This is a genomic window from Corynebacterium sp. HMSC068G04, assembly GCF_001814885.1.
Lineage (GTDB): Bacteria > Actinomycetota > Actinomycetes > Mycobacteriales > Mycobacteriaceae > Corynebacterium > Corynebacterium hiratae.
In genome coordinates, this window is record NZ_KV818291.1 from 194,714 (window position 1) to 218,235 (window position 23,522).

Below are 23,522 nucleotides of genomic sequence, written 5' to 3' on the forward strand. Positions count from 1 at the left end.
GCCGCGACGGTACCTGCCGGGTCGGCGGATGCAACAAACCGGCTTTCCTAAGCCAATTGGATCATCGGCACAACTGGGCCGAAGGCGGGCCAACCCACCCGAAGAACCTAGCGTGTTTATGCCAAGGCCATCACAACATGAAAACCGATGGCACCCTCAAATACCTGCTGGACCCCTACAGCGGGGATGTCATCTGGCTCTACGAAGACGGCACCTGGACAATTACCGAAGCCGACGGGCCATTAGCGCCCAAGCAGAAACGCTGGGCGCAAACAGTCGCCCAACACATCACCAACACCAGAAAACGCGTACGCGAGCAAGCCCAACAATTGAAACAAGAACTCGACGACTACGCACAACAACAAACCCAAGCCAAAGCCGAAGCCGAAGCCGAGGGCAACACCGTCACAGACGCAGGCACCGACGACATCCCCTTCTAAACCCCGCCGTCGAATAAAACGACGACACCAATCCAGCAGAAAGGAAACCCAAGAAACCAGGAACACAACCACCGTCGTCACAGACGACGACTGCACTGCCGAAGCCCAGTCAGGCTCGCCCCAACTGTTGCCATTGGGACCGGCTGGACTTAGTGATGCCGGTTAGGATGGAGTGAACGCAGATCTACATTGCCTCAGTACCCGTCGATGATGTTGCCCTCGCTCACGACTTCGCTGACGGTATCCCTGTCACCCAGTTCCTATCCGCAGACGTGGAGAGGGAATATAGCGAGCTCACTGAAAAGGGAGTGCATTTCACTATGGTGCCTACCGACGTCGGCCCCTCCATCATCGCCGTCTTCGATGACACCGTAGGAAACCTCATCCAACTGGTACAGCTCAAGAAATAGAGAATAAAAAATGTCACACTTACCTTCTTCCGTCGCTATCCTCGCAGCCGTTAGCGCCGTATGCGTAATGCCTCTCACTGCATGCGCGGAGCGTGGGTCAGACACGACTCCGACGCCGCAGTTCAATGCAATTCCGTCTAGCTCCGCTGCTATCGATGGGCCGGAGCCGCCGTCCAGAGACACGCAGGCTGCTCCCTCACAACAGGATGCCAATGTTGCTGCCTTTGCGGGTATGGGGACGGCTGCGATTGATGACCAACACCACATGCCAGATCGGTTGGGCGGCCTCATTCCGACGGGCGTGCGCGTAGGTGCTCATGACGGTTTCACGCGGGTGGTGGTTGACCTCGAAGGAGAAGGTGAGCCCGGCTGGTTCACCGCTTATACCGACGATCCTCGTCAGCAGGCATCAGGTCATCCAGTCGAAGTAAAGGGAAACACTTTTCTCAATCTGGGGATCGAAGGTACTCCGTGGCCTTCCACCCCCAAACTCGAAGAAAAATATATGAAGCCGGGAACTACTCCTGGCACCGGTGTGGTGAGAGAAGTCGTATACACGGCCTCATTCGAGGCACAAACCCAATTGATCATTGGACTACAGAAGAAGACGCCGTACTCAGTGACTTTCCTGGAGGCCCCTAAACGCCTAGTTCTCGACTTCCAGGATTGACGTGTGGTGAAACGATAAGGGCCCTGCCCCCCAGCTAATTCCTGGGTTACAGGGCCCTTGTTCTAGGAGGTCCTAGTAGTCCTAGCTAGTCTGAGGATTAGTCCTCCTCAACCGGAACCAGGGAGATCTTCCCGCGGTTATCGATGTCGGCGATTTCCACTTGAATCTTATCGCCAACATTGACGACGTCCTCGACCTTTTCGATGCGCTCGTCGCCACCCAGCTTCGAGATGTGCACAAGGCCATCGCGGCCCGGGGTCAGGGAGACGAAGGCACCAAAGGCTACGGTCTTCACCACGGTGCCAAGGAAGCGCTCGCCCACCTTCGGCAGCTGCGGGTTAGCGATGCTATTCACGCGGTCGATTGCGGCCTCAGCAGCCTCACCAGTAGCCGCAGAGATATAAACCGTGCCGTCTTCTTCGATGGAAACATCGGCACCGGTTTCCTCCGTGATGGCGTTGATGGTCTTGCCCTTCGGACCAATGAGCTCACCAATCTTGTTGACAGGGATCGTCACCGAGGTAATACGCGGGGCAAGGCCAGACATCTCGTCTGGACCCTCGATGACCTCAGACATCGTGTCGAGGATGGCGGCACGGGCGTCGCGGGCCTGTTCGAGGGCGTCGGCAAGCACGTGCGAAGGAATGCCATCCAGCTTGGTGTCCAGCTGCAAAGCGGTGATGAATTCGGAGGTACCTGCGACCTTAAAGTCCATGTCGCCGAAAGCGTCCTCGGCGCCGAGGATATCGGTCAGCGCAACGAACTTCTCCTTACCTTTAACCTCACCGGAGACAAGGCCCATGGCGATGCCCGCCACCGGAGCCTTGAGCGGAACACCTGCGTTGTACAGGGACAAGGTGGAGGCACACACCGAACCCATGGAAGTTGAACCGTTGGAACCCAGAGCCTCGGAGACCTGGCGGATAGCGTACGGGAAGTCCTCACGGGACGGGATAACCGGCAGCAAAGCACGCTCAGCCAGCGCACCATGACCAATCTCGCGGCGCTTCGGGGAACCCACGCGGCCGGTCTCACCCGTGGAGTATGGCGGGAAGTTGTAGTGGTGCATGTAGCGCTTGGACTCCACCGGGGTCAGGGAGTCAATCTGCTGCTCCATCTTGAGCATGTCCAGGGTGGTGACACCTAGGATCTGAGTCTCGCCACGCTCAAATAGGGAGGAGCCGTGGGCACGCGGGATGAGATCCACCTCCACGCCGAGGTCACGCAGGTCAGTAACACCACGACCATCAATGCGGAAGCCTTCAGTGAGGATCTTGTTACGGACGATATCCTTCATCACAGCGTTGAAGGCGTTACGGATCTGCTTGGAGGCATCCGCCTCCTCAAGGTCATCGAACTCGTCAAGGAGATCGGCTTCAATCTGCTCCATGTACTCGTTCGTTGCATCATCACGGTCTTGCTTACCCGGGATGGTGAGCAGCTTCTGCAGCTTCTTGGAGGCTGCCTTCTCCACTGCCTCGTATACATCCTCGCTGTAGGCCGGGAAGAGCGGGAACTCCTGTGTCTCCTTCGCGGCGCGCTCAGCCAAACCTGCCTGAGCCTCACACAGCGTCTTAATGAAGGGCTTGGCAGCTTCCAAGCCCTCGGCCACGGTGGATTCCTGGGGTGCCGGGGCGCCTTCCTTGATGCGTTCAGCCACGTTCACGCCGGCGCCTGCCTCCACCATCATGATGGCAACGTCGTCCTTGCGGCCCTTCTTCACGATGCGGCCGGCAACGACCATCTCGAAGAGAGCACGCTCGTGCTGTTCGTTGTTCGGGAAGGCCACCCACTGGCCCTTCGGGTGCTTATCATCAGCAATCAGCGCCATGCGCACGCCGCCCACCGGGCCGGATACAGGCAGGCCAGAGAGCTGTGTGGAGGCAGAAGCGCCGTTGATAGCGACGACATCGTAGTACTCCTCCGGATCCATGGAGAGGACCGTGACAACAACCTGAACCTCGTTGCGCAGACCCTTGACAAAGGTCGGGCGCAGCGGGCGGTCAATGAGGCGGCACGCCAGAATCGCTTCAGTAGAGGGACGCCCCTCGCGGCGGAAGAAGGAGCCCGGAATCTTACCTGCGGCATACATGCGCTCCTCGACGTCCACGGTCAGCGGGAAGAAGTCGAAGCCTTCGCGCGGCTGGTTAGAAGCGGTGGTCGTGGACAGCAGCATGGTGTCCTCGTCCAGGTAAGTGGTCACGGAGCCACCGGCCTGGCGAGCCAGCTGGCCTGTCTCAAAACGGATGGTGCGAGTGCCGAAATCGCCGTTGTCCAGGGTGGCGATGGCCTCGGTGATGCCGTAATCGTCGTCGATAAGAAACTCGACGGAATTGTTCGGTTGCTTTTTAGCGTTCTTAGCGCTCATGGATGTAACTCTCCTTGGAGCTGTCATGGCGATCTTCGGTGCCGCCTCTTCTTCGATGTTTTCTGACAACGCCCAAGAATATTAGCAGATGAGATAAGAAAACCCCCGCACGCAGTGCGGGGGTTGAAAAGTTAAGCGCTTAGCGGCGCAGACCCAGGCGAGAAATCAGGTCGCGGTAACGGTCAACGTCGTTGGCTGCCAGGTACTTCAGCAGGCCGCGGCGACGACCAACCATGAGAAGCAGACCACGGCGGGAGTGGTGATCGTGCTTGTGATCCTTGAGGTGCTCGGTCAGGTTGTTGATGCGGGAGGTCAGCAGGGCAACCTGTGCCTCCGGGGAACCGGTATCGGTCTCGTGCAGGCCGTACTCCTTGAGGATTTCAGCCTTCTTCTCGGTGCTCAAAGCCATGGAGAATCTCCTATTGTATTTCAGTCCACATGAAATGTTGCGCCATGAGGCGCTGCCCGTGACTACTGTGGACCGCAGTCAGCAAGCCGAAGTAGAAGTATAGAGGCTGCCGAGCTTCGACATCAAATCATCAACGAAACGACCGTCATCCACTGCAACGGCCACGCGAGTGGTGGGGTTATCTAGGCGTTCCGGATCGCCGATCGTGCGCCCACTGTCCTCACACCGCAGGTTGAGGTCGAGGCATGTAACCAGCGAAGGATCGGCTGCTACTGCTACCGCCAAAGGGTCGTGGAGCCCGCAACCGCCAAGGTGCGGCGAGGTCGTCTTATAGGCACGAATGTAGTAGTCCACGATGTCCGCGTAGATACGGCCAGTGGGTGTACCGCGCCATTGCTTCGTATGCTCCCTGGTGAGCAACGTGCGCAGCGTGACATCGAGCCCCACCATCGTGAGGTCGTGAGCATGGCGGAATACATAGTCCGTGGCTTCGGGATCCTGAAAGACATTCGCCTCGGCATAGGGCGTGACGTTCCCGGGCACGGTCAGGGCGCCGCCCATCATGACGATGCGGGCGTTGCGGGCGAAGTCCGGGTCTTTGCGCATGGCGGCTGCAATGCTTGTCGACGGTCCCGTCGGCACGATGACCAAATCCTCACCATGCTCACGGACCGAACGGATCAGAAAGCCCACTGCATCCTCGTGTGCTTTGCGGCGCGGAGGAGGCAGAAGTACTTCCCCAAGGCCATTGCGGCCATGGATGAAAGCTGAAATGGGGGCAACGCTAAAGCCCGTCCGCGTCGGGCCGGTGAAGACGGGGACATCTTCGGCGTCGAGAAGCTCGAGCAACGCCAGCGAGTTACGCACGCCCAGCGCCACCGGCACATTGCCATAGGTGCCGGTGACCCCGATCAACTCGAGATCAGGGTGCGCTACGGCATAGGCGAGAGCGAGGGCATCGTCGATTCCGGTGTCGAGGTCGAGGATGATCTTCATTTAAGCCTCGCGTGCCAGAATCTCACGAACTCGAGCAACGTCTCGTTCCATAGCTGTCAGGAGTTCCTCCACGGAATTGAATTTCTCCATGTCACGCACGTGGTCGACGAAATGCACGGTGGCTTCGTGGCCGTAAAGGTCGGCATCGCGGTCCAACACGAAGGACTCCACAGAGCGCTCCTCATCGCCAAAGGTAGGGTTCGTGCCCACCGAGATAGCGGCCGGATAAGGAACGCCGGGCTCCATGTCTCCTTCCAAAGGGGCGCCGGTGGGCTCGACCACGAACCAGCCCGCGTAGACGCCATCGGCTGGAATGGCGACGGATTCCGGGAAATACTGGTTGGCGGTCGGGAAACCAAGCTCCTTTCCACCCCGTCCTGCGCCACGCACAACGGGACCGGTCACCGTAAAGTGGCGTCCCAGCGCCCAATTGGCGCGCGCGATATCGCCCTTGGCAAGAGCGGCGCGGATGTTGGTGGAGCAGATGCGCTCGCCGTCGTCGTCAAGCAAAGGCACAATGCCAACGTCGAACCCGAACTCGGTACCGAATTTCGCTAGCGCCTCCGCGGTGCCGGACGCGCCTGCGCCGAAGGTGAAGTTCTCCCCCACCACGACGTGTTCTGCGTGCAAGCGCCCCACAAGGAGGTCCGTCACGTACTCGCGTGGCTCAACGCCCCGTAGTTCTTCGGTGAAGTCGATGACGAGCACGGCCTCGATGCCCATGTCTTCCGCCAGTTGCATGCGGCGTTCAAAAGTAATCACGGAGAGCGGCGCGCGCTCCGGCAAGAAGACGGAAACAGGGTGCGGATCGAAGGTCACCATGACCGCGCGCTGTCCATGTCTGTGTGCGTGCTCAACGGCCTTCCTCACGAGCTGTTGGTGCCCGCGGTGCAGGCCGTCGAAGACACCAATTGTCACCGAGGTCGGGCCAAGGTCAGTGGGGATGCTATCGATTCCGTACCAAATATCCACGGGCACCATGCTATCCCACTGCGGCCGGTGCCCTAGACTGCAGGGCATGACTGATCCGCTCGAACGTTCCGGCCTCGTGGTCGTCGACAAACCCGCCGGCATGACCTCGCACGACGTCGTGGGAAAACTCCGCCGCTTCTTCCGCACCCGCAAGGTGGGCCACGCGGGCACGCTTGATCCGATGGCCACGGGAGTGCTCGTTGTAGGCCTCGAACGTGGCACCAAGTTCCTCGCGCACATGGTGGCCTCCACCAAGGCCTACGACGCCACGATTCGCCTCGGCATGGCTACCCACACCGACGATGCGGAAGGTGAAGCTACGTGGGGCAAACCGGCAACCAGTGTGGAAGATTCTGCCATTGCGCACGAGGTTGCTGCGCTGACCGGCGATATTCTGCAGCGGCCGGCAGCGGTCTCCGCTATCAAGATCGATGGTAAACGCGCGCACGAAAGGGTGCGGGCAGGCGAAGAGGTTGAGATCCCCGCGCGCCCAGTAACGGTCAGCCGCTTCGATATCCTCGATACGCGGCGCTGCGGCGAATTCGTAGATTTAGACGTGTCGGTCGCGTGTTCTTCGGGAACCTACATCCGCTCGCTGGCTCGGGATCTGGGTGAAGCCCTCGGCGTCGGCGGGCACCTTACCACGCTGCGCCGCACGGAGGTGGGCCCTTTCACGCTTGACGACGCCCTCCCCCTCTCTGCTCTCGAGGACTCCCCGACGCTGTCCCTGAGTCTCGATGAGGCTCTCACTCGCAGCTATCCGGTTTTAGAAGTCACCGATGATGAGGCCCAGGCTCTGGCTATGGGCAAATGGCTGGAGCCGCGTGGGCTGAAAGGCACGTACGCGGCCGTCGATCCGCAGGGACGGTCAATTGCCCTGGTCAAGGAGAAAGGAAAGCGCTTAGCCACGGTTTTCGTCGCGCGGCCCTCGACGCTTTAGTGACCCGGTTTACCTGTCAAAATTGAGCGCTGGAACGGCAGCAGAAACGATGACATAGCCATCCCGGATGATCCAGTGCCCCGTAATAAACGGCACTGGAGTCGGCCGTGCCAAGAGGTAAGAGACGAGCGTTCCGTCTAGGCGCAGGTCAATTTCCGCTTGGTCAAAATCAAGCCACCGCCGGGTCATGGGAAACCAGGTCTTGTAGGTGGCCTCCTTGGCACAGAACAACAGGCGGTCCGGGCAGGAAATACCCGCCGCTTGTAACTGAGCCAGCTGCGGCATCTCCCCCGGCCGAGCGATCATCGTCAGCACATGCTCCGGCAAAGGCTCCGCGGGTTCGGCATCCAGCCCCATCGAGCGCACGTGGGTGGTTGGCGCTGCTACCGCTGCACGCAGGCCTTCGGTGTGCGTCATCGATCCGGTATAGCCCTCCGGCCACAGCGGCATGCCTCGCTCGCCGCGCAGAATCGGCTCATTGTCGGTGTAGTTGAGCTCCTTCAAGGCTTGGTGGGCACACCAGCGTGCATCCCCAAATTCGGACTTGCGCACGTCCACGGCTTGGGAGACCACGGAGCGCTCCTCCGGGGATAGGTGGTTGTAATTGAGCAGATCGGTCATCGACTCGTCTGTACGCACATAGCAATATCGCGCTGACTCCGGGAAGAGGGAAGGCTCAAGCATGCTCTGCCCTCCCTGTCTTCGCATCGATACTCAGCACCGGATATGGCCACGGCTGGAGATGTCCGTGCGCTTGCCACTCACGCGGATAGCCCAAAGACACCTCAATGTGGTCTACTCCATCAATGTTGGCTCGGTTAGGCATATGGAGGTGACCGTAGATGACCGCCTTGGCGTTGTAGCGCCGCGGCCAGGAACGCGTGTGGCGGGTTCCACACCACAACGCCACCTCGGGCCAGCGCAGGTACAAGGTTGGCTCCTGCACCAGTGGCCAGTGATTGATCAGGACGGTCTCGCCCTCAACCCGTGATAGGCGCTTGATGGAATACGCCAAGCGGTCCCAGCACCACGCGCGGACATCGACGAACGGGGCGATAGCAAATTCATCGGTCATGATGATCTGCTTCTGCTTCGCGCTCGCGAGCGCCTGCTCTACCGTTGTTCCCGGCGGACGAAAACTGTAGTCATACAGCGTAAAAAGCGGGACGACAGTAACCCCTCCAAAAACCGGGAAAGGGTCTTCTGGGGTAACCACGCCAATCTCCCGGCAGCCCTCCACGAGCCGATCGTATTTTTCACGTCCCTGATACGCGTCCTGGCCGCGGGAAAAGAGTTCGTGATTGCCGGGCACCCAGATCACGGTGGCGTAGCGGTTTTTCAGCCGCGCCAAGGTGTTGATGACAAGGTCAATGCGCTCGGCCACATCGCCCGCCACAATCAACCAGTCATTCGGATTCGGCGGAACGAGTTCCTCGATACGGTCCCCGTTGACTCGCACCGCCGCGTGGAGATCGGAGACAGCCCACAACGTGGTCATAGCGCCTCCTTCACACAAACATTCTCTCTACTTTTACCACAGGGCTAAACCTGCGCCCACCGCATTGAGTAGAAGCGCCACACCACGCCCACCATGCGGATGAGGATGAACGCGGCGATTCCGCCCCACACCCCGGTCAGGCCGGTGCCGAAAACCAGGGCCAACCAGACACCGGGGAGGAAGCCCAAGAGCACCGATGCGAGGGTGAGCGTGCGGAGGAAGGCTGCGTCCCCAGCGCCTAGGAGAACGCCGTCTAGGGCGAAAACGACGCCGCCAATAATGACGAGGAAAGTCATAACCCACCACGGGCCGGAAATGACCTCGAGGACCTCCGGGCTCGTAGTAAAAATCTGCGGAATGACACCGGCGCCGAGGCCTAGTACCGCTGCGAGCGCGAGGGAGAAAGACGTCGAGTAGAGCGTCACCTTGGTTCCCACCGTGCGGGCATAGCGCGCTGACCCTGCCCCCAATGCCGCGCCGGTCAATGCTTGGGCAGCGATAGCGAGGGAATCCAGAACGAGGGACAGGAAGTTCCACATCTGCATCATGATTTGATGCGCAGCCAACTGGGCAGTTCCGATACGCGAGGCCACCGCTGCCGCCGACAAAAATGCCACTTGGAAACTCAACGAACGCACGATGAGGTCACGCCCCAACACGAGCTGCCGACGCACAACGCTCCAGCGGACCTCCCACGAACCGGCATGCTCGCGGCGCAGCTCCGCCACGAAGAACGCCGCGATGATCCCCATGCCCAGCACCGTGGCCAGAGCTGAGCCCGGCAGACCCCAGAAGTGCACGAAAATAGGCACCGCGATGGCGCCAGGAACCATACCTGCAAGGGTGAAGTAGAGAGGCTTGCGGGTGTTTTGAACACCGCGCATCCAGCCGTTGCCAGCCATGTTGATGAGGGTAAAAGGAATAGCGACGGCCGCGATTCGCAGCCACTGTGCTGTCCCCCGCGCCGTATCTGGATTGCCAGTCAACCACAGCGCAAAGACGCCGGCAAAGAGCCACATGATGATAGCGAGCACCAACCCCACGCCCACGGCAACCCACGTTGCTTGCACGCCCTCCGCCACAGCCTCTTCCCGCTTACCCGCACCGAATAAACGAGAGGCTCGCGCGGTCGTGCCATAAGACAAGAAGGTCAGCTGGGTCGTGACCACGGAATGTAGCGTGGCCGCAGCTCCCAGCGAGGCCAAATCCTCCGCTCCAAGCCGGCCCACCACCGCGGTATCCAGGAGCAAATAAAGCGGCATCGCCGCGAGAACGCCCAGAGCGGGCACAGCGAGGCGGAAAACCTCCGCGGCAGATACCTTGACTGGTTGCTCGGAAGCCATTTAGGACAACGCACCTACCAGCTGCGCGATAACCTCCTCGGGCGTTCCGTGCGCGGTATAGCCAGCGGCCGGAACATGCCCACCGCCGCCGAAGGTGAGGGCCACTTCGGCGCAGTTGACCGCAGAGGAACGCAAAGATACTGCCCACACATTGGGCGCCTGTTCCTTGAAGACCACTCCAATGTCAGTGCCCTTCAATGCGCGGACATAGTCGACAAAAGACTCAATAGCGGAATCGGCATGAGACGCGACTTCCTCATGCGGCACGTAGAGAACAGCCAGTCGGTGCTCCCCTGCTTCCTCAATCCTGAGGCCTGAGAGCACGCGTCCGATCATCTGCAGGTCATCGGCCGTGCTGGAATCCATGAGTTCCAGCGCAATCTGCTTGGTGTCGAGCCCATAGAGCATCAGGCGCGCAGCGATATCATGCATGGCTGGGCGGCCCCACCGGAAGTTACCAGTATCGGTGACAAGGCCCGCGTACAGGCAGTGCGCGATGACGCGATCGATCTGGATGGAAAGCCTATCCAGGATATCGAGCAGAACCACCGTGGTGGACTCACACACTGGATCCACCACGTTGATGGCGCCGAAGCCGTCGTTAGAAGCATGGTGATCGATACATAGGACGCGGCCGACGGCGGCCATTTTCTCGAGCCCCTGCGCTACCGAACCTGTCCGTTCTATCGAGCCACAGTCCACAGTGACATAAAGGTCGTAGCCCTGCGGAAGCTCATCCACCAGCTCAATCTCGTCCACGGTAGGAATGGAGAATAGGTTGGCGGAAATATCGCGGCGCTGCCCGATCACGGTGCGGGTCTGCTTCCCGCGCTGGCGCAGCGCCAAGGTGAGGGCCGCCGCAGAGCCGACAGCATCGGCGTCTGGGCGCAAGTGCGTGATAATGCAAATACTGCTGGCCTGCACCAGCGCATCAACTGCGGCTTCGTAGTTGGTTCGTGACACTTAGTCCTCTTCCTTATCCGAGGTCTTGTACGGATTCGCATCACCAGCCGGCTGCGCGCCTTCCTTCAACTTGGCCAACTCCGCATCGCGGGCACGGGCGCGGGCGAGCAAATCCTCCATGTGAGCGGACGCCTCGGGGACAGTGTCAAGCTCAAAGGACAGCGTCGGCGTAAAGCGAACCGACAGTTCGTCGCCCACGATCTTGCGCAACTGCCCCTTAGCTCGCGTGAGAGCCTCGGCAGCCTGATCGTAATCCGGCTCGGATTCGATATCCGCGCCGCGCACCGTGTAGTACACGGTGGCATCGTGCAGGTCACCCGTAACGCGGGCATCCGTGATGGTCACAAGCTCAAGGCGACGATCCTTAATCTGGCGTTCAATAGCGCTGGCAACGATTGTCTGAATGCGCTTTGCCATGCGCGCGGCGCGTGCGTGATCAACCATGGTGAAGCTCCTTTGCGTACGGGTACTGGCAACTAGTCTAGGATACCGATTCTGCACCTTTCGGCCGAAATGATTAAAGCCCAGCCAGGAAACTTTCCTGGCTGGGCTTTGTTATCTGAGCGCTCTTAGTGAGCGGAGAGCTCAGATGTAATTAGTCGCGCGGGACCTCGACTTCCTCGTAGGCCTGGATGATATCGCCTACCTGGATGTCCGGGTAGGACAGGACCATACCGCACTCGTAGCCGGCGTTGATCTCGTTTGCGTCATCCTTCTCATGGCGCAGGGACTCGATCTTGGCATCGGAGACGATGACGTTTCCGTCGCGCACGAGGCGAACCTTGCCGTTGCGCTTGACCTTGCCCTCGGTGACCATACAACCGGCAATGGTGCCGACGGCGGAGGACTTGAACAGCGCGCGGATCTCCGCCGCACCGGTATCCCGCTCCTCGTAGATGGGCTTGAGCATGCCCTTGAGAGCTGCCTCAACCTCTTCGATGACGCGGTAAATCACGGTGTAGTAGCGGATGTCAACGCCCTCGGCATTCGCTTCCTCCGTCGCCTTGCCTTCAGCGCGAACGTTGAAGGCGATGATGACGGCGTCGGAAGCCGCAGCCAGGCTGACGTTGGTCTGCGTCACAGCACCGACGCCACGGTCGATGATGTTGAGCTGAACCTCGTCGTCGACCTCGATGTCCAGCAGGGCATCTTCCAGAGCTTCGACGGAACCGGCATTGTCGCCCTTGAGGATGAGGTTGAGCGTCGAAGTTTCCTTGAGCACTGCATCCAGATCCTCGAGGGAGACGCGCTTGCGGGCCTTGGCCTGCAGAGCAGAACGCTTACGCGCGTCACGCTGTGCGGCAATCTGGCGAGCGACGCGGTCATCTTCGACAACCAAGAGGTTGTCGCCGGCACCAGGCACGCCGTTGAGACCCTGCACCTGGACCGGGCGGGACGGGCCGGCCTCCTCCACGTCGTTGCCAAACTCATCGAGCATACGACGCACACGTCCATGCGCATCGCCAACCACGATGGAATCACCAATGCGCAGCGTACCGCGCTGAATGATGACGGTTGCCACCGGACCGCGGCCACGGTCGAGGTGAGCCTCGATCGCAGAACCCTGCGCATCCATATCCGGGTTAGCGGTGAGCTCGAGTGCAGCGTCCGCCGTCAGGATGACAGCCTCCAGCAACTCGTCGATGTTGATGTTGTTCTTCGCGGAGATGTCCACGAACATCGTGTCGCCGCCGTATTCCTCCGGCACCAGACCGTACTCAGTGAGCTGACCACGGATCTTATCCGGGGAAGCTTCCGGCTTATCAATCTTGTTGACCGCGACGACGACCGGGATGTCCGCTGCCTTCGCGTGGTTAATCGCCTCAATCGTCTGCGGCATCACGCCGTCATCAGCGGCGACCACCAGGATGGCCAAGTCGGTGGACTTGGCACCACGGGCACGCATGGCGGTAAACGCCTCGTGGCCCGGTGTATCCAGGAAGGTGATGGTACGCGGGCCATCCTCGAGATTCACCGTGGTCTGGTAGGCACCGATGCCCTGGGTAATGCCACCGGCCTCACCCGCACCTTCGTTGGTCTTACGAATGGTGTCCAGAAGGCGGGTCTTACCGTGGTCAACGTGACCCATCACGGTAACGACTGGCGGGCGCTTCTCAAGGGCTTCTTCGCCGCCCTCGTCCTCACCGAACTGCAGGTCGAAGGACTCGAGCAGCTCACGGTCCTCGTCCTCCGGTGAGACAACCTGGACCTCGTAATTAATCTCCGAGCCCAAAAGCTGCAGGGTGTCCTCGGATACGGAGGCCGTAGCCGTCACCATCTCGCCGAGGTTGAACAATGCCTGAACCAATGCTGCGGGATCCGCACCGATCTTCTCGGCAAAGTCAGCCAGGGAAGCACCGCGGCGCAGGCGAACTACCTTGCCGCCGCCGTCAGGCAGGCGTACGCCGCCTACCTCATGCTTCTGCTGCTCTTCAAACTCGTGGCGCTTCTGACGCTTCGACTTCTTGCCGCGACGCGGTGCGCCACCAGGGCGACCGAATGCACCAGCGGTACCACCGCGGCGACCGCCGCGTCCGCCACGGAAACCACCGTGGCCTGGGCCACCCTGGCCCGGTCCGCCGCCACGACCACCTCGGCCGCGACCGCCACCGCCGCTGCCTGCGGCCTTCGACGGCATGCTGGCCGGGTTCGGATGCGAAGGCATCATGGCCGGCGATGGGCGGCGTCCGCCGCTGCGATTGCCATCACCCTGCGGGCGTGCTCCGCCCTTGCCACCGCGGTTATCACCAGGCTTGCCGGCGGAGCGCTGCCCCTTGCTGCCGCCCGGACGTGGTCCGGGGCTGGGGCGATCGCTCGAGCCGCCCGTGGAGAACGGGTTATTGGCGACGCGACGGGTACCACCAGGCTTCGGCATGGAGCGCGGTGTAACTGCGCGCTCGCCAGGCTTGTCCGCATTCTTGCGCTGTGCACCCGGCTTCGGGGCACCGCCCGGCTTAGGCGCAGTTCCCGGCTTCGGGGCGCCGCCCGGCTTGGGAGCGGCACCCGGCTTCGGCGCTGCCCCCGGCTTCGGACCAGGCTTAGCGGCGGTAGCCGGCTGCTTCTCTGCTGGTTTCTTCTCTGCCGCCTTTTTGGCAGCAGAAGCCGGGGAGGCTGCCGGCGCGGTTTTCTCCGCCGGCTTGTCGTTGCCACCCTTAGCTTCATAATGTGCGCGCATCTTCTTGACCACCGGCGGTTCGATGGTCGAGGATGCGGTCTTGACGAACTCGCCTTGTTCCTTCAGCGTGGCGAGTAGTTCCTTGCTGGTTACGCCGAGCTGCTTTGCCAACTCGTGTACACGTAGCTTTCCGGGCACTTGTCTCCTCTTTAATCTTTCTAGGAGCCAAGGCCGCGGAATACGGCTTGACCCCTAGTTAATGGCTATGGACTTTCATCGCTGATGCTGCTTCATGGTTGTGCGCTCATCAGTGTTCGGTCTTCCTTTTTAACTCTGGGTCGCACGGGCTGTTGCCCGCCGACTGCACCTGCTGCCGAGCAGCGAGGTACTCACGTACGTGACCTGTGTCCACGTCTGTGGACAATCGGAGCGCGCGCCTGAAGGCACGGGTTCGCTCCGCCAGCTCTACTGCCTCCAGATCTGGCCTAATCCACGCTCCCCTGCCGGGGAGGCGGCGGCGCGGATCCGGAACAACACGGCTTCCTGTGGGATCGTCCCTATCGGCGACAATCCTGAGCAATTCCGTGTCGGGATGCTTTTGACGCGTGGCGATACAGGTGCGGAGTCGCTGTCCCTGAGACATCCCACTCCTTACGTCGAATCACCACTACTACTACGCCACAGCATTCCTGCATGTGGGCCGTTGTCTAGTCTACGCGAAAATAGGACAAACCTTTAATCCCACCGCAGGCAGGTTGGAAAGCTAGTCACGAGCGGCATCGGAGTGAATATCAATCTTCCATCCGGTCAGGCGAGCTGCGAGGCGAGCGTTCTGCCCTTCCTTGCCGATAGCGAGCGAGAGCTGGTAATCCGGCACGGTTACCTTGGCTACCTGTGCTTCCTCGTCGAGGATTTCTACGCGCACGACCTTCGACGGTGCGAGAGCATTACCCACGTAGACGGCTGGGTCTTCGTTGTAATCGATGATGTCAATCTTTTCACCGCCGAGCTCACGCATCACGTTGCTGACGCGGGAACCCTTCGGGCCGATGCATGCACCCTTGGCGTTGAGGCCCTTGGCGTGGCCGCGAACGGAGATCTTGGAGCGGTGTCCAGCCTCACGGGCGATGGCGATGATCTCGACTGCGCCGTCGGCCACCTCTGGGACCTCCAGCTCGAAGAGGCCGCGAACCAGCTCTGGGTGGGTACGCGACAGCGTAATCTGCACCTTCGCCCCGTTGCGGTTTACCCCCACGACATAAGCCTTAACGCGGTCACCGTGCTCGAGCTTCTCCCCCGGCAGCTGCTCGGCCGGCAACAGGAAAGCATCCTGCGAATCGTGCTCGGTACCCAATTGCACCACGATAACGCCGCGCTTGTTGGCGTGGATATCGCGCTGGACGACGCCCGACACCACCGTGCCGATCAATTCTGAATAGGAATCATAGGTCCGCTCCGCTTCGTTTTCGCGCAGCTTGCGCAGGATGGCATCGCGGACAGCCTGGGCGCCGATGCGCCCAAAGTTATCCGGGGTGTCGTCGTACTCGCTGACGACCTCTCCGGTCTCCAGATCGCTTTCCGTCACGATGACGGCAACGGCGCCGGTATCGGCGTCGATATCCACGCGGGACTTTGTCCCCTCCGCCTTCGTCTCAGCGGACTCAGCACGGTGATCCAGGTAGGAATACAAAAGGGCACCCGCGATTGCCTCGAGCAAGTCCTTCACCGGGACGCCTCGCTCGCGCTGAATCGTGCGGAGTGCCTCTAGATCAATATTCACTTGTTAGTCCTCTCGGGTTGCCGAGTTCTGCTCGGCGAAGTCGAACGTCTGCATTGCCGCCTCCAGCTCCTGTGCTGAAGGTTGAGCAAATTCAATTTCTACCACTGCACGGCTCACATTTTCCAATCGCTCGACCTGATAGCGCACCTCCTTCTTCACGGCCGTGATGAGCGCCACTGATTCTTCGTCCGCGGAGAGAGCACCGATTCTGGCGACACGGGTGGTGCCGGGCTCGTCGCTCAACGCATAGCCGACCAGCCTTCCTTGGTTCCGACGCCAATGGCGTGGTGCGCTGAGCGGAAAATCCACGCCGGGGGTCGAGACCTCTAGGGTGTAGCCTGCCCCAAAGTTAAGAGTGCCCGCTTCCTCCTGTGCATCAAAAAACTCGGAAATCTCCTGCGAAAGTTCTTCGATGAGATCGGAGCTCGGACGCTCATCACAATCAATACGGATGATGACCTGCGACTTTTTACCAGCTCGTGTAGTCTTCACATCTTCGATGTCGAGGCCGCGTGCGGCGGCAACAGGCTGGAGGATTTCGGTCAGTTGTGCGGGTGTTGGGAATGCCATGCGCTCTAGACTAGGTCACACGGGTAGGGTCTATCGCGTGAACCGCCGAGTAGTTGTGCCCGCCCTCCTTGTCTGCGCCGCCCCATGGTTGGGCGGCTGCCAAGCCACCGACGCGATCGTGGACTATTTTGGCCCCCACGCGGACTCCTCCCTCACGTCACTTGCTCAAGCCGCCAGCGCGGATGCTCTCACCTTGGAAGAGCTTGATGCGGATGCCGCGGCCCTACGCGCGGAGCAGGCTGAGCAGCTTTATGACGAAATCGAGCGTCTATGCGGCCGTGATGAGGAAGGAAATGCTCCTCGCTCTTGCGCAGTCGACCGTGAGGTTGTCCCTCGTGATTCCGCTGACGTCGCCGCCGTGCTTCACGACGCTTCCTCTTCCTCAGAAGAGAACATCAGCAGCGTTCCTGAGGAATCCCGCGCTCTTGTAGTAGCACAAGCTATTGCGCTCGCTGCGTGGAACGATGATGAGCTTGCTGAAGCCCCCGAGCTCACCGAGGAGGAACGCGATACCGCCGCTGCTCTCTTGGAATGGGAGTACCAACAGGTCTATGCCCTCGATTTCGCGCGCTCTTATGTGTCCCCCGACCAGGAGGCTCACGTTGATGAGCTTTTGCGTATGCATGAGCACCGAGTCCTGCAGCTTCAGGGGCAATTGGAAAAGCTCGGCGCCGTGCCGCAGGCCGCGCCCGCATACGATTCACCGGCAGGAAGCCTGCCGACGGACGCCGACTCAGCGCTCGCATTCATCGACGAGGCCGCGCACAACGACACACTGAAGTGGACCGATGCTGCCACCTCGGCTGAACCGTCAACCCCGTGGCAGCGCTGGCTCATCGCGGTCGCGGCGCAGTCACACCGCTTCCACGCCGCCTAGCCGAAGAACTCTAGCCGCGGATGAGCTCGGTGAGCGTCTCCACGATCTGATCGGCGGGGACCTCGCGGGTCTCGCCGCCGCGGATGCGCAGCTCGATGATGCCGTCAGCAAAGGCACGGCCCAGGATGGCGATGAACGGCATTCCCAGAAGCTCTGCATCCTTGAACTTCACGCCTGGGGAGACCTTGGGGCGATCGTCGAAAAGCACCTCCACGCCCGCACGGTCCAGATCCTCCACCAGCTTCTGGCCTGCCTCGAGGGCAGCGGCATCCTTGTTCGCTACGGCCACGTGCACCTGGTACGGGGCCACAGCCACCGGCCAGTTGAGGCCCTTCTCATCGTGGCGCTGCTCCGCCAGCACCGCGAGCATGCGCGTAACACCAATGCCATAGGAACCCATGGTCGGCACGGCGCGCTTGCCGTTCTCATCCAGAATCTGGACGTCGAAAGCCTCGGTGTACTTGCGGCCCAACTGGAAGATGTGCCCTAACTCGATACCGCGCTCCAGCGTCAGAGTGCCCTGGCCGTTCGGTGCCGGGTCCCCTTCCTTGACCTCGGCGGCCTCGATAAACTCATCCACGGTGAAGTCACGGCCAGCCACCAAACCGACGACGTGACGCTGCGGGGCATCGGCACCGGTAATCCAGGAGGTGCCGGAAACCACGCGCGGGTCGGCATAAACCTTCACGTCGTGAGCGTTGAGGGCACGCGGGCCAACGTAGCCCTTGACCAGGAAGTCGGTCTTCTTGAAATCCTCATCGCTGGCGAGCTCGAACTCGGCCGGTTCGAGAGAGGCCTCCAAGCGCTTTTCATCCAACGCGCGGTCGCCCGGAATGAGGACGGCCGCGAGCTCCCATTCCTTCTCTTCCTCCGTAGCTGCGGGGGCTGCCACCTTGATCATCATGCACTTGAGGGTGTCCGCTGCGGTGACTTCGCGGCCGGCGACCGTAATGCCGGCGCTGTTAGCCCACTCCACCAGCGTTTCGATGGTCTCGGATTTCGGAGTCTCATGCTCCTGTGCCTCCGGCAGGCCGTCGAAGGGAATCTCCTCCGGTGCCTGGGTCACCACTGCTTCCACGTTGGCGGCGTAATCGCCCTCGGTGGCCCGCACGAAGGTATCTTCGCCTACCTCAGACACGGCGAGGAACTCCTCAGAGGCCGAGCCACCCATCGCGCCGGAGGTGGCCTTACAAATCGCGTAATCAATCTCTAGGCGATCGAAGATGTTCTGGTAAGCCTTGCGGTGGCGGGCATAGGACTCATCGAGCCCCTCATCCGTCATGTCGAAGGAATAGGAATCCTTCATGGTGAACTCGCGGCCGCGCAGCACGCCGGCGCGCGGGCGCTCCTCATCACGGTACTTCGTCTGGATCTGATACAGCGTGACCGGGAAATCCTTGTACGAGGAGTACATATCCTTCACTGCGGTGGTGAACATCTCCTCATGGGTCGGGCCAAGCAGCATGTCAGCGCCCTTACGATCCTTGAGGCGGAAGAGGTTATCTCCGTACTCCGTCCAGCGGTTCGACTGCTCGTAAGGCTCGCGCGGCAGCAGCGCCGGGAAGAGCATCTCCTGGCCGCCGATGGCGTTCATCTCCTGCCGGATTACGTCTTCAATCTTGCGCATGGCGCGCAGCCCCAGTGGCAGCCAGGTGTACACACCCGGCGCGACGCGGCGCACATAACCTGCGCGGACGAGAAGCTTGTGGCTGGGGACTTCGGCATCAGCCGGATCCTCACGAAGAGTGCGGAGGAAAAGCTCAGAAAGACGTGTAATCATGGTTGCTCAGTTTACATCGCTAGCATGTAGCCATGCTGATCATCCTCCCTCCTTCTGAGACCAAAGCACATGGCGGCAGCGGCGCGGCCCTGAATTGGGACGAGCTTTCGTTTCCCGCGTTGAATCCGATCCGCCAAGAAATCGCTGCAGAATTGTCTTCCCTCGACGTCGAGGAGGCGCTTAAAGTACTCAAGCTCTCAGAGAAGCTGCGCGGGGAGGCCGAGTCTAACCGCGAGCTAACATCCTCCCCGACCATGCCCGCGCTGGAGCGTTTCACCGGCGTGCTGTACGACGTCCTCGACGCCCCCACCCTTCCCTCGGAAGCGCGGAGCTACCTCGCCGTGGGCGATGCACTATTTGGTCTGGTGCGCGCCGATGACCTCATCCCGCACTACCGACTCTCCGGTAGTACGAAACTGGGCGGGCGGACGCTGAAGTCGCGCTGGGGTACGGCCATTACGGAGGAGCTGCGCGCGCTTGTCGACGCCGACGAGTTCCTCCTCGATATGCGCTCGGGCACCTACCAGCAACTGGGCAAGCTCAAGGACGCCGCCACCGTGCGCGTGGAGACGGTGCAAGAGGATGGCTCCCGCAAGGTGGTCTCTCACTTCAACAAGCACTACAAAGGGGAGCTCGCACGCGTGCTGGCCCTCCACGGTGAAGGCGTCTCCTCCCTCAAGGATGCGGCCAGTGCTGCGCAGGAGGCAGGCATGAGCACCGAATTGCGCGGTTCCGAGCTGGTGCTCGTGGTCTGATTTATCTATTTATCAATTTATCTGCCTCCGGAGAAGCGGGGCCATTCAAACCAATGGGTTATAGCGCAAGCTGTTGCGCTTGAGCTCGCACTCAGTGGCAATCGCGATACCGGAGGCAATCTTGCCGCGCTCGCGCAGGCGGAACATGGCATCCACGATGCGATCGCGCAATCCCCAGGGATCGATGGTGTTGATGTACACCTTCGTGCCGCCCTCAAAACCGGCCAGGGTCGATACCCTGAGCTTGATCATCACACGCCACGGCTGCGGCAGATCCACGCTGGGCGGGCGGTGGTGCCACTCTTCATTGCAGGCCACATCCGGACCCACAGCGGCATGCGCTGCGTGGATAAGGTCCGACATCCCGCGAACCTCACCGGGGGTCTGCTCCCAGGGCTCACAGCGCGGCGACTTGGAGAAGATCTCCAGTGTGGGATAGCGGTGGCCAAAGCCGGCGAAGAGAACCGCATAGTCGTTTTCGGCGATAACGAGGTTGCGCTTTGCCGCGTAGCCAACCGCCCAATCGTTGTACATATTCGGGTGCGCCCGCAGAATCGCGTTTTCTTGGTGGGCAGCCATACCTAAGGCGTCAATAGCGACGAGCTGCTTGTGCAGGTGATCGAAGGACGCGCCCGCCGGTGCTAGCCAGTTCTGGAACACGGCGACATAAGAGGCATAGCGGTTGCGCTGGTAGAGCTCGCGCGTCGATTCCGCAGTGAATGTTGTCAGCAGGAAGTGCTCATCGGGGCTCAGCGTGCCGGAGGACGCGAGCTGACTATCATCGACCGCACCCTCCACAAAGTGGCGCGAAGAAATGATGACGTCGTGGCCACCTCCGAAGAAGCCATCGGCGAGGGCGAGCAGGGATTCGTCGTCCAGCGCGGCATCCTTCCCCGCCGCCTTGAGCTTGGTGCGCACCACATTGAGCACATGCAGGCGCCCAGCTTCGTCGGACTCGTAGCGCTCCTTGTGGCGGGCCACGTCGGGGTCCATGGTGAAGCCATAGTTCTCGTGCCAATAGTCATAGGACACGATCTCAAAAAGGTTGGGCACGCGGCGAAAGTCTGGTACGGACTCATCCAGCTCGTGAGGAAGGAGGCCGCGCTGAATCTCCCCCGAAGCCAGAATACGGGACTTTTCCGGTGGGGTATCCAGCATGCGGCCTGAGCAAAAGGCGCAGGTGTGCGTGAAAGCATCGGCCGCCAGCGGTTGTGGGTCCTGTGCTGGATGCGCGAGCGGGCGGTTGCCGCGGCCAGGCACCGTCCACACCTCCGTTCCGGAGAAGGGGTTGACCTGCTTGACGGTCCCATCAGCCATGGTTTGGATGGGCTCGACGCGGCTAAAGAGTGCTTCGCTCATGCAGCCCAGCGTAGACCTCCGCACCCACCGGTGCGACTAGGCTTGGGGTCCATGCAGCACCGATTCTTTGAAGTAGATGTCTTCGCCACTGGTCCGTTCAGCGGAAATCCCCTCGCCGTGGTCGCGGATGCCGATGACTTGAGCACCGAAGAGATGCAGCGCATCGCGCACTGGACCAATTTCTCTGAGACGACGTTCCTGTGCTCGCCTACGGATCCACGCGCGGACTACCGGGTGAGGATCTTTACCCCCTACGAAGAGTTTCCTTTCGCCGGCCACCCCACGCTGGGCACCGCCCGGGTGGCAGCAGAGCTGCTTGAAAAAAGCGGCACCTTAATTCAGGAATGCGGTGTAGGCCTGGTCACCGTGCGCCAGGAGGACGGACGCTTCGCCTTCGCTACCCCACCCTTGGTGCGCGAGGGGGCTCTCAGCGATGCCGAACGAGCCGATGCAGCTGCAGTTCTCGGAGTTGACGTCGACCGCATCGTTGACTCCGGCTGGGTAGACAACGGCCCCGGATGGCGCCTCATCCAGCTGGATTCCGCCGAGGCAGTACGCGAACTCAACCCCACACCCACGCCTGGCGTGAAGGTCGGCGTGGTCGGCCTCACCGGTGGTGATGCCCCCGCGTATGAAGTACGAGCCATTACCGGGCACTTCGAGGATCCCGTCACCGGGTCCTTCAACGGCGGGGCTGCCCAATTCCTCCGCGCCAAGAATGCAGTTCCTGCTCGCTACACCGCGGCCCAAGGTCGCCAGGTAGGACGCGCTGGTCGAGTCTTCATCGATGACGACGGCGGGAACATCTGGGTGGGCGGCAACGTCCACGTGCGCGTTCGCGGCACTCTGGAGTCCTGCGATGCCTAAACCTTCCCTTCCCTTCGAGCTGCACACTGAGTTCGCCCACCGCCTGCCCCACTTCGTCTCCGAGGCCCGAGGGGAGGAACAGCCCGCGGCGCGGATCGTGGTGCTCAATGAACAGCTGGCTTCTGCGCTCGGGCTCGACCCAGACTGGCTGCGCAGCGACGAAGGCGTGGAGTTTCTCCTCGGCCGCGGCCCCATCGCTCCCCACGCCATGGCCTACGCCGGCTTTCAGTTCGGGCAGTACAACCCATCCATGGGTGATGGCCGCGCTCTCCTACTGGGAGAGGTCACAGGCCCCACCGCTCCCCATAACCCGGCAGGTCTGTGGGATCTGCACGCCAAGGGGACGGGACCCACACCGTACTCGCGCTTCGGCTCTGATGGTCGTGGCACACTGCGCTCGATGCTGCGCGAGTATCTCTTCTCCGAGTCGATGCATGCCCTGGGGGTACCCACTACTCGGCCCCTCGCGGTCCTTGCCACCGGCCGCCCCATTCAACGCCAAGTGGTGGAGGAGGCGGGCGTGCTGGTGCGCGTGGCCGCAAGCCACATTCGCGTCGGCTCCTTTCACTTCGCCGCGCAGTCTCAGCGGCCCGGATTGCTCGAACAGCTCGCTGACTACACCATTGAACGCCACTACCCCGGTGCCGACTATCAGGAATTGTTCATCCGTGCCATGGATGCGCAAGCCGCTACGGTCGCCGGATGGATGCAGCTGGGCTTTATCCACGGCGTGATGAATACGGATAACACCACGCTATCGGGCGAGACCATCGACTACGGCCCCTGCGCATTCCTGGAAAACTATGATCCCGATACCTGGTTTAGTTCCATCGATACGCAGGGCCGCTACCGCTTTGGCCGCCAGCCCGACATGGTGGGATGGAACCTCGCGCGGCTCGCTGAATCCCTGCTGCCGCTTCTCGACGACTCCCCTGACTCCGCCCTCGCTTGGGCCCAGGAAGCCATCAATTCCTTTGCGGAACGCTTCGAGAAAGCACGGCGAGCCGAAGCACTGCAGCGCTTGCAGATGCCTGAAGAGCTTTTTCGGGACTACAGCACCGCACTCACTGAGGCGAGCCCAGACCTCACTCAGGCCCACCGAGCTCTCGTCAGCGCCGCGGCAGGTACACCGGCAGCCGCTTATGAGGCGTTCGCGGGCACGCAGTTCGTTGACGCCTACTGCGCGAGTGGCCCCGACGTTGCGCGACTCGAGCGAAGCGTGCCGCGTGTGATTCCCCGCCCGCGTCTGGTCGAAGCCGCGCTGGGCGATCTTGATGAGTTCTCCCGCCTTCTCCAGGCCACGACCCACCCCTTCGACCCCGCACCGGACTATGAACAGCCCGGTGGCACGGAGGGGTATCTCACCTACTGCGGCACCTAAGAGTGCAAAACAGAAGGGAACACACCACC

General features: G+C 61.2%; 23 protein-coding genes. 8 read left to right on the plus strand and 15 right to left on the minus strand.

Going from position 1 to position 23,522, the window contains the following annotated elements; all coding sequences use genetic code 11:
* From HMPREF2993_RS01135 to HMPREF2993_RS01145, 3 genes are all read left to right on the plus strand, one after another.
* Positions 1–440 (plus strand): HNH endonuclease signature motif containing protein (locus HMPREF2993_RS01135; protein WP_141758234.1); only part of this gene is annotated, 440 nt, incomplete at its 5' end.
* A gap of 272 nt (positions 441–712) precedes the next feature.
* Complete coding sequence (locus HMPREF2993_RS13990; protein WP_070700518.1) at positions 713–850, plus strand: VOC family protein; 138 nt, start codon at positions 713–715, stop codon at positions 848–850.
* A 67-nt stretch (positions 851–917) separates the two neighbouring features.
* Positions 918–1,520, plus strand: coding sequence for an AMIN domain-containing protein (locus HMPREF2993_RS01145; protein WP_246822298.1), 603 nt, complete (start codon positions 918–920; stop codon positions 1,518–1,520).
* A gap of 97 nt (positions 1,521–1,617) precedes the next feature.
* Here the strand turns inward: HMPREF2993_RS01145 and HMPREF2993_RS01150 are convergent, their stop codons facing one another.
* From HMPREF2993_RS01150 to HMPREF2993_RS13310, 4 genes are all read right to left on the minus strand, one after another.
* Positions 1,618–3,888, minus strand: coding sequence for a polyribonucleotide nucleotidyltransferase (locus HMPREF2993_RS01150; protein WP_070700522.1), 2,271 nt, complete (start codon positions 3,886–3,888; stop codon positions 1,618–1,620).
* A 139-nt stretch (positions 3,889–4,027) separates the two neighbouring features.
* Positions 4,028–4,297: a 30S ribosomal protein S15 gene (gene rpsO, locus HMPREF2993_RS01155; RefSeq protein ID WP_010190317.1), complete on the minus strand. Its 270-nt coding sequence runs from the start codon at positions 4,295–4,297 to the stop codon at positions 4,028–4,030.
* A 78-nt stretch (positions 4,298–4,375) separates the two neighbouring features.
* A complete protein-coding gene (locus HMPREF2993_RS13305; RefSeq protein WP_049155436.1) occupies positions 4,376–5,293 on the minus strand; it encodes a nucleoside hydrolase in 918 nt (305 codons plus the stop codon).
* On the minus strand, positions 5,294–6,274 hold the full coding sequence (locus tag HMPREF2993_RS13310; RefSeq protein ID WP_070700525.1) for a bifunctional riboflavin kinase/FAD synthetase: 981 nt from the start codon (positions 6,272–6,274) through the stop codon (positions 5,294–5,296).
* Between the two features lie 37 nt (positions 6,275–6,311).
* On the opposite strand from HMPREF2993_RS13310, the gene truB reads away from it, so the two are divergent.
* Complete coding sequence (gene truB / locus HMPREF2993_RS01170; RefSeq protein WP_070700528.1) at positions 6,312–7,205, plus strand: tRNA pseudouridine(55) synthase TruB; 894 nt, start codon at positions 6,312–6,314, stop codon at positions 7,203–7,205.
* A gap of 9 nt (positions 7,206–7,214) precedes the next feature.
* On the opposite strand, the gene HMPREF2993_RS01175 is transcribed toward truB, so the two are convergent.
* The 9 genes from HMPREF2993_RS01175 to rimP all read right to left on the minus strand — a co-directional run bounded on the left by HMPREF2993_RS01175 (position 7,215) and on the right by rimP (position 16,474).
* Complete coding sequence (locus HMPREF2993_RS01175; RefSeq protein ID WP_046648085.1) at positions 7,215–7,889, minus strand: 4'-phosphopantetheinyl transferase family protein; 675 nt, start codon at positions 7,887–7,889, stop codon at positions 7,215–7,217.
* Positions 7,882–8,703, minus strand: a complete 822-nt coding sequence (locus HMPREF2993_RS01180; protein ID WP_046648084.1) for a metallophosphoesterase family protein — start codon at positions 8,701–8,703, stop codon at positions 7,882–7,884. The genes HMPREF2993_RS01175 and HMPREF2993_RS01180 overlap by 8 nt, the downstream gene beginning before the upstream one ends.
* Before the next feature lie 44 nt (positions 8,704–8,747).
* On the minus strand, positions 8,748–10,046 hold the full coding sequence (locus HMPREF2993_RS01185) for an MATE family efflux transporter (protein WP_046648083.1): 1,299 nt from the start codon (positions 10,044–10,046) through the stop codon (positions 8,748–8,750).
* Positions 10,047–11,009, minus strand: a complete 963-nt coding sequence (locus HMPREF2993_RS01190) for a DHH family phosphoesterase (RefSeq protein WP_070700531.1) — start codon at positions 11,007–11,009, stop codon at positions 10,047–10,049.
* A complete protein-coding gene (rbfA, locus tag HMPREF2993_RS01195) occupies positions 11,010–11,453 on the minus strand; it encodes a 30S ribosome-binding factor RbfA (protein WP_046648080.1) in 444 nt (147 codons plus the stop codon).
* Positions 11,454–11,604: 151 nt separating this feature from the next.
* Positions 11,605–14,322, minus strand: a complete 2,718-nt coding sequence (gene infB / locus HMPREF2993_RS01200) for a translation initiation factor IF-2 (protein WP_070700534.1) — start codon at positions 14,320–14,322, stop codon at positions 11,605–11,607.
* A gap of 109 nt (positions 14,323–14,431) precedes the next feature.
* On the minus strand, positions 14,432–14,767 hold the full coding sequence (locus HMPREF2993_RS01205; protein ID WP_046648078.1) for a YlxR family protein: 336 nt from the start codon (positions 14,765–14,767) through the stop codon (positions 14,432–14,434).
* A 120-nt stretch (positions 14,768–14,887) separates the two neighbouring features.
* Positions 14,888–15,904, minus strand: a complete 1,017-nt coding sequence (nusA, locus tag HMPREF2993_RS01210) for a transcription termination factor NusA (RefSeq protein WP_046648077.1) — start codon at positions 15,902–15,904, stop codon at positions 14,888–14,890.
* Positions 15,905–15,907: 3 nt separating this feature from the next.
* Positions 15,908–16,474 carry a ribosome maturation factor RimP gene (gene rimP, locus HMPREF2993_RS01215; RefSeq protein WP_046648076.1) on the minus strand — a complete coding sequence of 189 codons (567 nt, stop codon included), beginning with the start codon at positions 16,472–16,474 and terminating at the stop codon, positions 15,908–15,910.
* A gap of 37 nt (positions 16,475–16,511) precedes the next feature.
* Here rimP and HMPREF2993_RS01220 point away from each other — a divergent pair, with 37 nt between their 5' ends.
* Positions 16,512–17,351: a hypothetical protein gene (locus HMPREF2993_RS01220; protein ID WP_070700536.1), complete on the plus strand. Its 840-nt coding sequence runs from the start codon at positions 16,512–16,514 to the stop codon at positions 17,349–17,351.
* Positions 17,352–17,361: 10 nt separating this feature from the next.
* Here HMPREF2993_RS01220 and HMPREF2993_RS01225 read toward each other — a convergent pair whose 3' ends face one another.
* Positions 17,362–19,131 carry a proline--tRNA ligase gene (locus HMPREF2993_RS01225; RefSeq protein ID WP_070700539.1) on the minus strand — a complete coding sequence of 590 codons (1,770 nt, stop codon included), beginning with the start codon at positions 19,129–19,131 and terminating at the stop codon, positions 17,362–17,364.
* A gap of 32 nt (positions 19,132–19,163) precedes the next feature.
* Between HMPREF2993_RS01225 and yaaA the strand changes: the two genes are divergently transcribed.
* Complete coding sequence (gene yaaA / locus HMPREF2993_RS01230; protein WP_070700542.1) at positions 19,164–19,886, plus strand: peroxide stress protein YaaA; 723 nt, start codon at positions 19,164–19,166, stop codon at positions 19,884–19,886.
* A gap of 45 nt (positions 19,887–19,931) precedes the next feature.
* On the opposite strand, the gene HMPREF2993_RS01235 is transcribed toward yaaA, so the two are convergent.
* Positions 19,932–21,245 (minus strand): DUF4921 family protein, encoded by a 1,314-nt coding sequence (locus HMPREF2993_RS01235; RefSeq protein WP_210401533.1) that lies wholly within the window; start codon positions 21,243–21,245, stop codon positions 19,932–19,934.
* 51 nt (positions 21,246–21,296) lie between these two features.
* Here HMPREF2993_RS01235 and HMPREF2993_RS01240 point away from each other — a divergent pair, with 51 nt between their 5' ends.
* Together HMPREF2993_RS01240 and HMPREF2993_RS01245 are read left to right on the plus strand one after the other, a co-directional pair.
* Positions 21,297–22,112 (plus strand): PhzF family phenazine biosynthesis protein, encoded by an 816-nt coding sequence (locus HMPREF2993_RS01240; RefSeq protein WP_070512662.1) that lies wholly within the window; start codon positions 21,297–21,299, stop codon positions 22,110–22,112.
* Positions 22,105–23,493 carry a protein adenylyltransferase SelO family protein gene (locus HMPREF2993_RS01245; protein ID WP_070512658.1) on the plus strand — a complete coding sequence of 463 codons (1,389 nt, stop codon included), beginning with the start codon at positions 22,105–22,107 and terminating at the stop codon, positions 23,491–23,493. The genes HMPREF2993_RS01240 and HMPREF2993_RS01245 overlap by 8 nt, the downstream gene beginning before the upstream one ends.
* The last annotated feature ends 29 nt before the right edge of the window (positions 23,494–23,522 follow it).